Genomic DNA, 11,754 nt, shown 5'->3' with positions numbered 1-11,754 from the left:
CAGATAGCGCATCGGGACGGCAGAAACCATCCCGGGCCGCAAAGGCCGGGCTTCACATTCGGAACGTGTCTTGCAGGCGGACGATCATGTTCAGCGCGTGTTGTTTGCGATCGAGGTTATATGTCTCGGTCTCTTCCACCGCAACCCGTATTTCCTGCCAGTCCTGGGAGTAGCGATCCGCGCTGGCCGCATCGCCCTTGAGGGCAGCCGTGCTCGCGGCGTCTGCGAGAAGGTCGAGCAGATGGCGGTTGAAGATGTCGAACTGGATGGCGCGATCGCGCCCGGAGACCGCGTCGGCCAGCCGGTGCGCACCCGGGATATCCAGTTTCGAGGCGCGCACGATCGCGTCCGTCGCCTCGGCAATCTCCAGCCCGCCATACTGGGTGAGCAGGACGGCCATGCGCACGCTGCCGCCCGCGCGCTCCGCCAGTGCCTGGCGCGAAGGCTCGTCGGCAGGCGGCTGCACGTCGAAGGTGGAGAGCGCGGCGATGAGGTCGCCCTGGCTGAGCGGCGAAAGCCGGACTGTCTGGCAGCGCGAGCGGATCGTCGGCAGGAGCGCGCCTGGCGAATGCGAGATCAGGATGAACACGGTGCGTGACGGCGGTTCCTCGAGGTTCTTGAGCAGCGCATTGGCGGCGCTGACATTCATGTCGTCGGCCGGGTCGACGATCACGACGCGATAGCCGCCGTCGTGCGAGGTCATGGAGAGGAAGCGGCTGACCCGCCTTATCTCGTCCACCGTGACGACCGTCTTGAAACCCTTGGTCTTCTCGTTCTGGGGCCGTGTCAGGTGCAACACCGAAGGATGCGCGCCGATGGCGATCTGGCGGAACAGGGCCGAGTCCGGGTCGGGCGTCGCCAGTTCGACCGGCGCGAGTTCGTGTCGGGGAAACTTCAGCAAATGATAGGCGAGATGAAAGGCGAGCGTGGCCTTGCCGACGCCGAGCGGCCCCACGAAGAGCAGCGCATGCGGCAGCTTGCCGGAACGATAGGCGGCGGCCAGCATCCCGGCCGCCTCGCCATGGCCGTAGAAGCGGGCGTTCTCGGCGGGCTCGGGGATGCCGTCCAGCGTGTCGTGCTGCTCGGGTGCGATGCGTTCGAACATGCGCCTAGGCTCCCTGCGTCGCTTCCTGCTCGGCAGGCGACCGCGAATCGAGTGCCGCGAAAACGGCCTCCGTCACGGCGTTCTCGACGGTCTCCGTATCCGCCGACGCATCGATCACCACGCAGCGCTTCGGCTCCTTGCGCGCAATGTCGAGAAAAGCCTGCCGGCGCCGCTTGTGGATGGCGAGCGTCTCCTTCTCGAAACGGTCGGCGGCCTGATCGTCGCCGCGGCGCGCGGAGGCGCGCTTCAGCCCCTCCTCCGGGTCGATGTCGAAGATCAGCGTCAGGTCGGGCATGACGCCGTTGACCGAAACCCGCTCGATCTCCTCCAGCAATGCTGGATCGATGGTGCCGGTAGCCCCCTGGTAGACGCGCCAGGAATCGACGAAGCGGTCGCAGAGCACGACCTTGCCGCGCCGCAGCGCAGGACGGATCAACTGCTCGATGTGATCGGAGCGAGCGGCAGCGAAAAGCAGCGCCTCCATCTCCTGTCCGAAGGGCTCGGCCGCACCCGACAGGATGACGTGCCGCACAGCCTCGGCCCCGGGCGAGCCGCCGGGCTCCCGCGTCACCACCGTGGGGTAGCGCTTGTCGCGCAGCTTCTGCGCCAGCCGCGCTATCTGCGTCGACTTGCCGGCGCCCTCGCCGCCTTCGAATGTGATGAAAAACCCGCGCGCCAAATCCTGAAATCCATGTCCCGGCGACGCCTCACGCCGCCGACACCGTATCTAGAGCATCGAACGGCCGGTTGAAATCACTTCGGCACGCGCCGGGAACATTTGCCGGCCCAAATTTTGGCGCCGCCGCCAGCAAATTATCGCAGCCAGCCGACCATCAGCTCGCCGACGGCATCGAGCGCACGCTGCTGCAGCGTGCCGAGGCCGACATTCTCCGCCGCATAGAGCGGCGTTTCCTGGCTCATATTGTCGCCGATCCAGACCCTCAGCACGCCGACGGGGGTACCCGCCTTCACCGGCGCCGTCAGCGGCCCCTGGTAGACTATGCGGGCGACGAGGCGGTCGGTGTTGGTGAGCGGGATGAAGATGCTGATCGGGCCCTTGGCCTTGAGCGCCACGCCCGACTTCTCGCCGCCGAACACCTGGGCTTCGCCGATGACTTCATCAGCGGCGAAAAGCTCGGTCTTCTCGAAGGCGCGCAGGCCCCATTCGAGCAGCTTGCGCGACTCCTCGGCGCGATCCTGCTCGCTCGCCATGCCGCTCATCGCGGCGAAGACGCGGTTCTCGCCGCGCGCGACCGAGCCGACGATCGCGTAGCCGGAGGCCTCGGTATAGCCAGTCTTCATGCCGTCGGCGCCGATCTCCATGGCGAGCAGCGGGTTGCGGTTCGGCTGCGAGATCTTGTTCCAGGTGAACTCGCGTATCCCGTAGAAGCGGTAATATTCCGGATAGGTCTGCCACATGTAGCGAGCCAGCGTGACGAGTTCGCGCATGGTGACCACCTGCCCTTCGGCGGGCAGTCCGTTGGAATTCTTGAAGACCGATTTCGGCATTCCGATCATGCGGGCACGCTCGGTCATGAGAGCGGCGAAATTCTCTTCCGTCCCGGCCATGCCTTCCGCGATCGTGATGCAGGCATCGTTTGCCGACTGCACGATGACGCCCTTGATCAGGTCCTCGACCCGAATCTCCGAATTCACCTTTGCGAACATGGTCGAGCCGCCCGACTTGGCGCCGCCCTTCGTCCACGCGTTCTTGCTGACGGCGAACTTGTCGTCCATCGAAAGCCGCCCGACCTTCAACGCATGGAAGACCACTTCCATCGTCATCAGCTTGGCCAGCGAGGCCGGCGGGATCAGCTTGTCCGCATCCTTCGAGTAGAGGATCGTGCCGGTTTCGGCGTCGATCATCACCGCCTGCTTGGCGCGTGTCTCGAAAAGTTGGGACTGCGGCTGCGACTGCGCCGGTCCGATGCCCAACGGGCCGAAGATCATCGCGAGCGCGATGACGAAGGAGAATGCGCGTGTTGCCATGAGCGCGAAGTCCTGCAGTGTTGCGGCTGAGATGCGAAAGCCTATCAGGCTTCGCATCGCCCGATCAACGATCGATCAACCGGAAGCTGCAAAAATCGCGAATATGTGAGAAGCGACGCCGGGCTCAGTCGCGAACGGTTATGGCGTCCGGCGCTCCGTGCGACCAGGCGGCCTGCAGCAGGTCGTCGATCGACCGGCCGTTGCCGATTAGGTTGACGCCGTACCACATGACGCCGTCGATCTCGGTGGCTTCGATCTCGGTCTTGCCGAACGCCGCGAGCGTGCTAGCGAGTTTCCGGGCCTCGCCTTCGCTGGTGAACGAACCAGCCGCAATGTAGGGGCCGCGGGCAGCCACGTCGCCGTTCATGCGCTTCCAGGAACGCACGACCGCGGCGGCATCGAGTTCGTCGAACGAGGCGAAGGCGGAAGCCGCGCCTGACTTTCCGTCGGCGGCATAGGAGAGCGACGCCATGGCGACCTGCATCTCGCCGACGCCGCCCGGCCGCTCGGGCGCGATCGGACCGAGGGCCGGCAGGGCCAGCCCGCTCGATCCCGTGGACATCGTGTCGACCAGTTGTCCGGGGAAGCCGGCCGGCCCGACATTGGCCGTCGGCGTCGGCCCGTTCATGGCGATCATCACGCCGGTGGGCATCCCGTCGGACGGATCCGGTGCACGGTTGCCGGGGCGATAGGACGCCATCAGATATTGGTCGTCCTGGCCGTCGAGCGGCGCCCGGCCGACATATTCGACCTGCACCTTGGCGGTGCCGGCATGGGTGTAGTCGAGCATCTCGGCGGCGCGCTTCGACAGATCGATCAGCCGGTTGTGCGAATAAGGCCCGCGGTCGTTGACGCGCACGATGACCGAACTGCCGTTGTCGAGATTGGTGACGCGCGCATAGCTCGGCAGCGGCATGGTCGGGTGCGCCGCGGTCAGATGCGTCATGTCATAGACTTCGCCGTTGGCCGTGAGTCGGCCATGGAAGGCGTCACCGTACCAGGAGGCGAGACCCGTCTTCCTATAGTCGGTGTCTTCCTTCGGATAGTAGACCTTGCCGCGCACCTTGTAGGGCTTGCCGACCATGTCGCGGCCACCGCCACGTGTCAGATTCGCCATCTTCGTGGTGACACGCGGGCTTGCCTTCACTCCGTATTCGGCTTCCGAGAAATATTCCTTCGAAGGCTTTTTGACGTTCGCCATCGCCGTGGGCTGCGAGGAGGTGCAGGCGGCAAGAAAGCCTGCCGCGACGGTGACTGCAAGGACGGCTGTAGCGTTGAGGAGGCGCGAGCGCGCCGAAGAATCGATGGTCAAAATTGTCCCCTGACGACTCGCGAATGCGCCGTAACCTGTCCCCTAGCCCCTCAATATGCACGGGAAGGCTTAGCAGCTTGTTAAGCGATTATGTCGGGAAGCGGGCAGGAATGTGGCAAGGCCGGCTTTCGCCGGTGGCCCGTCGTTGCGGGGCCCTACGAACATTCGCTCTTCCGCAGCAGCGGGGCCGTTCGAACGGTGGCGTGGTGAAGTCCTGACAACCCTCAAACGCAAAAAAAATTCCCGCCGTGGGGACCAGCGGGACCGATTGATGACCTCGGCCTGAACGAGGTCACGACGGTGGACGGGGAGACGGGTCTCTACCGTTTAGAAACCAGAGCCTGCCCGGTGGGCAACTCGATAATCGTCTCTTTGCGGCCGGAGAAAAATTCGTCGAATGCCTTGCGGGCTCCAGGGCATTTTGCGGAGCCGTAATCGTCGCAGACGATCATCCCGCCCTTTACCGTCCGCTCGTAGAAAAACGCCAATGCGTCGCGGGTCGGCTCGTACAGATCGACGTCAATGTGGACGAAGGCGAACTTTTTGTCAGCGACCGCCGGCAAAGTGTCGGGGATCCAGCCAACATGGAAGGTGATGTGGTCAAAGCCCGAGAGGTTCTTTCGCGCAACAGCTTCGTCGGTGCCGAGGTCCCCAGCCGCCCAATGAACGTTCCCTTTTCCGTCGCGGTCCTCCTCGCTCGGCTTCGAAAGACCCTCAAAGGAATCGAACAGATGATAGTGGCGCTTGCCGAGGTCGGCCGTCAGCATGAAAAGCGTGGACCGGCCTTGCCGCACTCCGCATTCTGCAACGTCCCCTTGCACTTCGCTGATCGACCGCAGGCAGCTCTGAAGCACGAAGCAGCGCGGATCGGGGATGCCCTGAACGCCTTTTACGCGCCCCTTCGCCTTGACGTAGTAGGGCTGCGAACTCCAGAGCATGTGATCCTGATAGAGGTGAAGCCCGGCACGCTTCACATGCCTCTTTACCCGCCCTCTCCTCGCCTGCCGTTTTTCCTGCTCCGATCCGAACGCAATCGTGAGCTTCTCTTTAATTGAGCGAAACATAATATATCCCGATATGCCTGAACCTCCAGTTGCATCGATAGCCGGGAGCCTGTCAATATGGTCCCCGACCGCGGCGCCCATGGCTCTGGAGGGCGCCGGACCAACTCCGCTGTTGCGCCCCGATCTTCGGCTCCAGTTTCGCTATTCGCTCGTTGGTTGCATTGACACCGTCTTCAGCACCTCGGCAGGCGCAGTTGTTGTCTGCTCCTGGAATAGCACCTTATCCTCGCGGCCGCGGGCCGAGTTGTTTTCCAGGACCGTGACACGTGTTCGGAGCGTGTCCAGATCCTCGCCGGTGCCGCGGCCCGGCTCCACATGCCGATCGTCAAAGGGGACGATGAACATGTCGGCGTCATCCCGGCCTTGGTGACGTCGTAGAAGCTGGCGCAGCGGTCCGTGCGCGCGTTCTGCCAGTCGAGCGCCCTCCGCTCAGCTGACCGCCACGCGCACCGCCATGCCCATGGCAAGGACGGCAAGCGGCTCCTGCTTACGGCAGTCGGTCTGAGGTCGAGCAGCGTCAAGCCAGCCTCCGCCCTGCCCTACCGCGCCGCCACTTCCTCGGCAGCCGGTCATTCCCGCAGCCAGTCGAGATCAAATTGACCGAGACCGCACGCATGTCAGGTCCCTTCGATTGTGGGTTTGGCGAAAGATGTGTTAGTATTTCGGTGGGTAGGGGGAATATTTGATGCTTTATCATCTTCGCGGAATACTCGGCTTCCTGCGTGCTCTCTGGGATGTCAGAAAGGACGGCAGGCGACGGGATGATGACGAGGACGAGTTTGGTTCGGATCGATAGACCGCGCCGTTATTGCCAGCCGAACATTGAATTTCGGAGAAGCAGAGGGCGTGGGTAGAGCCCTCAGTATGCGTGGTAGTGCAGCACCATACATGGCCCAAAGGGTGGTGGTGATATCTGAGCTGATGACATGCCGCCTGGCACTCCCATTCGAGCGCTTCGGGGAACGCCAGACTGGCTCGTCGCAAAGCCGAGCGTCTTGCCGGCCATGCGCACAGTCGGGACATGCGCGCTTTTGAAGCCAGCCACGGCACCGATGCTCGGTCCGTCCAGCGGCTGCGCGCCCTTCTTGCGGATCAGTGACGAAACCACGAGCCGTAGCGTGGAGCGAAGGACGAGCTACCTTTACGGCCCGAAAATCGAGCGGAAGAAGATGCTGGCCTATGACGCCGCGCGGACCGGCGCCCTGCCGGTCGAGATGCGCCCTGCTCGCACGTCGTGCGGGCATGCAGGCAGACGCGGCCGAGCAGGTTGACGCTGCGATCCAGAAGGCGCTAAAGGCGGGCCCCTGAAATGGTTCGGTAGCAAATCCGGCAGCAAGATCTTTGACGAGGCACCGGGAAGCAGGACAACCCAACGATTTCAAGGACTGGATGGGTGGCCGAGCGGTTTAAGGAACCGGTCTTGAAAACCGGCATTGTATAGTATGAAAGGCGTGCTATTTCAGTGGTTTAACTGCAATATTTGTGGAAGAATGCAGCATAAATGCAGCAGCCACTACCAAATATACCGCAAACGATGGAAGAGTGGCCGAGTGGTTTAAGGCACCAGTCTTGAAAACTGGCGTACGGGGAACCGTACCGTGGGTTCGAATCCCACCTCTTCCGCCAGTTGCCCTCGCGAAAGCGTTCTCTCAATCTGGCTCCAGCTAGATTTTCTTGTTGTTTTCGAGGGTTATACCGGATGAGCCATTAACCGGCTCCGGCCTCTGGGGAAGCGGAAGCGTTCTCTCGGGCCCTATGCTCTCCAAACCTATTAACCGGCGCCTTTCGGTGAACAGCTTGCAACTAACTGGTTTCGCTTAAAAAGCCAACTTGCCCGCAGGCTTGGTTGACAAGACCAGTCGGATGGAGACGGGAACCGAAATCGAAGTGCCGACGGGCGTTGTTGGCCGAGACCAGAATGCGGCTTCTTCCGTCAAAACTTGGACACACGGACAACCCTGTCGGCGAGCATCGTGTCAACGTCGCCCTGCTCACCCCAATTCGAGTAGCCGTGGATCCCGTCGACGCGTTAGTTCCCCAGCAGCAGTCGCGTAGTTGTCTCGGCATAGAGGCGAGGCGCGGTGTTCATGGCCTCGTGGGCCTGTCCTTCCAACTCCTGGATTTCGACATGCGGCAGGTTGTTGGCAAGCGCATCGGTTGCGAAGGCATGTCGCGGGCTTTCGGTCCCGACCTGCAGCAGAACCGGAACCTGCAGGTCCCGGAAAGTGGCCGGATCGAACCGGTAGCTGCACAGGGCCAAAATGTCGTTCAGCGATGCTTCGGCATCGGAGACGATGGACGGCCATGCGTCCGCAATTCGGAGGTCGTCGATGTCATCCGCCGTCAGCCCCAGAACTTCAGAGAAGAAATCCTCCGCCAGCCCGTTCCAGTCCGAACCCTCCGCCCTCTGTTTGAGGCGGACCAGTACCTCCGGAGCGGCCGTATCCGGCCAGGGCGGTTCGTAGAGCACGAGCTTGCGAATGTGCCGGGGGCTGTCGGCGGCCGCTCGCAGAGCGACCTGCGCGCCGTACGAGTGCCCCAAGAGATAACCGGGTTCTGCCAGCGATGCCAGGAACGCCGCGAGGTCTTCAGCCTCCTCAGCCAGGCTCGGACCAGATGTCGTCTTCCCGCGACCGCGGCGTGCGATCGCATATACTGTAAAATGCTCCTCCAGGGCGGGGCGCACCATCGCCCAGTTTGTCTCATGATCGCTGAAGCTGCCGTGGACGAGCACCAGCGGAGGGCCCTTGCCGGCCTTTCCGTATGACAGTGTCGCGCCACTGGGGCAGGAAAAGAATTGCATCATCCTCATCCATGAAGTGGGGGATTGCTCGCAAGGGACGATTCGACCGGTGTCAACCATAACGCTCGCCACCCGCACCAGTAAGTCGAAGCGCCGGCGGTGTCGAGGCTAGTTGGGCGCGAGCGAGCAGCCGGAATGAACATACTGCGCTCGGCAGACTGGGGGCCGTTAGATGACGGTCGGCTTCTGGGCAGGCCTCGCACGACAGCAGACATTCCAGCACTACACCCGGCCCACAGGCGCATAGCGGGCCGCCTAGACAGGTTGTCCAAGACTAGAGCGGAGCGACTGGTGGATGTTCATTCGGACCCGCCGATAGATGCCGAAGCTTGGTAACTCCAGTTCCCCGGTCCGGTCCGAATGCATAAATCTCCCGAAAGCTTACACCTAGAATCTTGTGCTGAAGCCGAGCGTCCCCTTGACGCCATGGCTGCCCTCGAAGCTGGTCGAGGCGAGCGCCTCGCCGTAAAGCGCGTATTTTCCGCCGGCCCAGCGATAGGTACCGCCGACGCCGAGCTCCGCGCCGAAGGAGTCCGGCTCGAAGGCGACGTTGACGCCGGCCACGTCGACCGCCGTTCCGTTGAGGAACTCGTAGGTCAAATTGGCGATGCCGTAGACATGGCTGCGGCGGTCCGCGTCGGCCGCGTCATGGTTCAGCGCCACGCCGATCCGGCCCTTCAGGCTGTCGCCACTGTCGAGCGAGACGGTGGCGCCGAACGGATCGGTGAAGTCGTCGAAATCGACCGAGGTGTAGGCGAGCTGCGCCTGCGGGGTGAGCGACCAACTGCCGCCGACGCCGATCTTGCGGCCGGCCTCGATGCTGAAGGCGTAACCGACGCCGTCATTGCCGTCGGCGAGATCGCCGACGGCGTCGGCGGAAAGATCGCTCGACAGTCGATTAACCGAGGCTTGGCCGTCGACATAGATGCCGTCATTGCCGTACCAGGTCAGCGTCGCGCCGACGCCGTAGCTGTCGGTCGAACTGTCGCCGCTGCCGGTGTCCGACGAGATGTCGGCGTCGACCCGGCCATACTGCGCGTTGAAGCCGCCGATCAGCCTGCCCGAGCCGTTCTCGGCGAGCAGCCCGTCGATGCCGACCTGCAGCAGGAAGCGGTCGCTGTCATAGGAAGCGCCGGTGGTCGACTCCCCCTCGACATGGCCGTGGGCGCCTTCGATCCGGGTCCACAAATTGCGCGGGCCGGCATAGCCCGCCGCCGCGTCGGCGACCTCGTCGCCCGGCCAATAGCGGTCGCCGACGCGCTGCTGGAGGGTCGGCAGTTCGGTCAGGCCGAGCATCACGATCGGGTAGTTCTCGTAGACCGGCACCGTCGGGGCGAGGATATCGGTCGTGCGCAGGTACCAGTCGCCGTCGACGACAGTGGGCGTGCCCTGGAAGAGACCGTAGAGATAGGCGCCGCCGATCGCCGGCGCGCCCAGGGTAAACAGGCCCGCTTGTGAGGCGCCGTCTACCTGGATGATCCTGATGCCGTTGACCGTCTGTCCGCCAACGCCGCCCAGATTGGTGACGAAGACCTGCGTCGGATTGCCGTCGGAATTGTTGCTGCCGAACTGCGTATTACCCGTGATGATGAGATGATCGGTGAGCGAATCATCGCCGCCGAGCACCGTATCGATCAGCAGCGCCCCGCCGCCTTGGCCGTTGTAATCGCCGGCGATCGTCAGGTCGCCGAGGCCATTGTTCACGCCGGCGATGCCGGGCGCGATGTTGCCGCCGGTATGGCTGGTCGGGCCGACCGCGCCGATGCCGGCCAGCGTGCCGCCAAAAACGTTCATCACCCCGCCCAGCGCGCCGTTCACCTCGAGAGTGCCGCCATAGACGCTGGTAAAGCCGGTGAACCCCAGTTGGTCGATGTTGAAGATCGTCCGCCCGGCGGCTTGGTATATCGCGCCGTTGCCATCGGCGTTGCTGATGATCGGGATGTCGAAATTGTAGCCGGTCTCGGTATGGTTGAAAATGATGGCGCCCTCACCCGCGCCGAAATTGATGCTTGCGGCTTCGATGAAGCCTGCGCCCTGCGCGGCCTCTCCCTCGCCGCCGCCGATATTGAGGACGCCACGACCGCTCGCACTACTCGTGATGGCAATGGTCCCGGCGCCATCGTTCACCGTCACCCTGCCACCCTGAGCGACGGTAAGTTCGCCCTGGCCGGACGAAGTCGATATCCGGACGTTGCCCGTGGTCGTAGTGATGCTTGATCCTGCGCCGGAGACAAAAACCTCGGCGGCACGCCCCGAACCCGCCGCTATATCGAGGGCCGTGGCCGTTACCTGGCCCTGGTCGAGAACGGAAAGGGAGCCGTTGAAGACGCCGAATGTTCCACTGCTTTCCCAGGTCGAACCCGCGCCGGAAACCACGCCGATGGTGGATACGCCATTCAGAAAAGAATGACCGCCGAAGTCTACACGCCCTGAGTTGATGCGCCCTCCATCCAGAACCGTGAAGAAGGCTTCAGAGGAATACCCGGATTCTATACGGCTTGTGGCTTCAAGCAAGGACCCTGCGCCGCTGACAATCACCGAGGATGTGCTGCCTGCCCCCGTGCTGGCTCTCAGGCCATCGGTACCGTTATATATGATTGCTCCGCCGTTGGTGATTTCGACAAGCGCCTGCGAGTTGGCTCCGCTCGCCAGATCAAGTGGACCATATAATACCGTCCCCGGGCCGGTCACCAGAAGGCTTCCGCTCGATCCGGCGCCGCGCGCCACATTTATAGTGGGAGAACTAGTTTCCGTATTGAGCTGAGCGCCATCCCGATATTCGACGACTCCCTCGTTTACAGTATAAATGCCGCTATAGACTGATGACCCGGTAAATACGGCGATCCCGTCACCCGCCTTTGTAAACAGATTGGAGCCGGCGATATTGCCGTTCACGGTGAGCGTTTGACCGGCTTCAACGTCGAGAACGGTATCCCCGCTGGCGGACAGGGTGAAGCTGCCGGTGTCGATCGTCAGCGACTTGGTGATTGTGGGAAGGGGCGTCGCCGAAACCGCGATATCGTTCTGAAGGATGATTACCGCACTGGGGTCGGGATTTGTGCCGTCGGAGAGGTCGGCGAGCGTGTCGCGCAGCTGGGCTTCGCTGGACACGAGATACTCGGCCGCCGACGCGGGTTGCTGCATGAGGCAGGAAATGCCCAGCGCAATACATGATGTGCTTAGTTTCAATCCAACAATACTTGATGAAGGTTTCCCTAATCCCGAGTATTTAGTATATTCAGGACAGCTAATAAAATTAATTCCCATAATTCCCGCCTTTTATGCCGATGATTCTGTTATTCATCTTTGGCGGACATAATCAAGCCATAATTGACAATTCATGAAAGATCGGTGGCTTGGCGGTTCCAGATAGCGAACACGATTTTGTGTGCGGGCAGGCCAATGGCGCGGCCACGACCTCCAGCATGACCACCAGCGATGTCTGCTTTCGGACAACAGCAAAGCTTAGCTCTACGGCCGA

General features: G+C 62.5%; 8 protein-coding genes and 1 tRNA gene. 1 reads left to right on the top strand and 8 read right to left on the bottom strand.

The window, feature by feature from the left end; genetic code table 11:
• Positions 1-52 precede the first annotated feature (52 nt).
• The 6 genes from D8676_RS22830 to D8676_RS22805 form a co-directional block, all read right to left on the bottom strand.
• On the bottom strand, positions 53-1,105 hold the full coding sequence (locus D8676_RS22830; protein ID WP_121583401.1) for a DNA polymerase III subunit delta': 1,053 nt from the start codon (positions 1,103-1,105) through the stop codon (positions 53-55).
• Between the two features lie 4 nt (positions 1,106-1,109).
• The gene (gene tmk, locus D8676_RS22825; protein WP_121583400.1) at positions 1,110-1,784 is read right to left on the bottom strand and encodes a dTMP kinase; all 675 of its coding nucleotides are present in this window, start codon (positions 1,782-1,784) and stop codon (positions 1,110-1,112) included.
• Between the two features lie 134 nt (positions 1,785-1,918).
• A complete protein-coding gene (locus D8676_RS22820) occupies positions 1,919-3,055 on the bottom strand; it encodes a D-alanyl-D-alanine carboxypeptidase family protein (protein WP_183097214.1) in 1,137 nt (378 codons plus the stop codon).
• A 163-nt stretch (positions 3,056-3,218) separates the two neighbouring features.
• Positions 3,219-4,400, bottom strand: a complete 1,182-nt coding sequence (locus tag D8676_RS22815; RefSeq protein ID WP_245427096.1) for a septal ring lytic transglycosylase RlpA family protein — start codon at positions 4,398-4,400, stop codon at positions 3,219-3,221.
• Positions 4,401-4,726: 326 nt separating this feature from the next.
• Positions 4,727-5,470 carry a TylF/MycF/NovP-related O-methyltransferase gene (locus D8676_RS22810; RefSeq protein ID WP_183097207.1) on the bottom strand — a complete coding sequence of 248 codons (744 nt, stop codon included), beginning with the start codon at positions 5,468-5,470 and terminating at the stop codon, positions 4,727-4,729.
• Between the two features lie 141 nt (positions 5,471-5,611).
• The gene (locus D8676_RS22805; RefSeq protein WP_121583397.1) at positions 5,612-5,815 is read right to left on the bottom strand and encodes a hypothetical protein; all 204 of its coding nucleotides are present in this window, start codon (positions 5,813-5,815) and stop codon (positions 5,612-5,614) included.
• Between the two features lie 1,191 nt (positions 5,816-7,006).
• Between D8676_RS22805 and D8676_RS22800 the strand changes: the two genes are divergently transcribed.
• Positions 7,007-7,096: transfer RNA gene (locus D8676_RS22800), tRNA-Ser, on the top strand.
• Between the two features lie 403 nt (positions 7,097-7,499).
• Here D8676_RS22800 and D8676_RS22795 read toward each other — a convergent pair.
• Both D8676_RS22795 and D8676_RS22790 read right to left on the bottom strand, forming a co-directional pair.
• Positions 7,500-8,273: an alpha/beta hydrolase gene (locus D8676_RS22795; protein WP_183097206.1), complete on the bottom strand. Its 774-nt coding sequence runs from the start codon at positions 8,271-8,273 to the stop codon at positions 7,500-7,502.
• Positions 8,274-8,660: 387 nt separating this feature from the next.
• Positions 8,661-11,417: an autotransporter outer membrane beta-barrel domain-containing protein gene (locus D8676_RS22790; protein ID WP_183097205.1), complete on the bottom strand. Its 2,757-nt coding sequence runs from the start codon at positions 11,415-11,417 to the stop codon at positions 8,661-8,663.
• Positions 11,418-11,754: the final 337 nt, after the last annotated feature.

It is taken from the genome of Mesorhizobium sp. YM1C-6-2, assembly GCF_003666685.1.
GTDB lineage: Bacteria > Pseudomonadota > Alphaproteobacteria > Rhizobiales > Rhizobiaceae > Mesorhizobium_K.
The sequence above is the reverse complement of the archived record's forward strand: the minus strand, read 5'-3'. Positions and strand labels throughout refer to the sequence as shown.

Bases quoted from the DNA above. Each gene is read 5' to 3' on its own strand.
- D8676_RS22830 (WP_121583401.1), bottom strand. From the start codon at position 1,105: ATGTTCGAACGCATCGCACCCGAGCAGCACGACACGCTGGACGGCATC.
- D8676_RS22820 (WP_183097214.1), bottom strand. From the start codon at position 3,055: ATGATCTTCGGCCCGTTGGGCATCGGACCGGCGCAGTCGCAGCCGCAG.
- D8676_RS22810 (WP_183097207.1), bottom strand. From the start codon at position 5,470: ATGTTTCGCTCAATTAAAGAGAAGCTCACGATTGCGTTCGGATCGGAG.
- D8676_RS22805 (WP_121583397.1), bottom strand. From the start codon at position 5,815: ATGTTCATCGTCCCCTTTGACGATCGGCATGTGGAGCCGGGCCGCGGC.
- D8676_RS22795 (WP_183097206.1), bottom strand. From the start codon at position 8,273: ATGCAATTCTTTTCCTGCCCCAGTGGCGCGACACTGTCATACGGAAAG.
- D8676_RS22790 (WP_183097205.1), bottom strand. From the start codon at position 11,417: ATGCAGCAACCCGCGTCGGCGGCCGAGTATCTCGTGTCCAGCGAAGCC.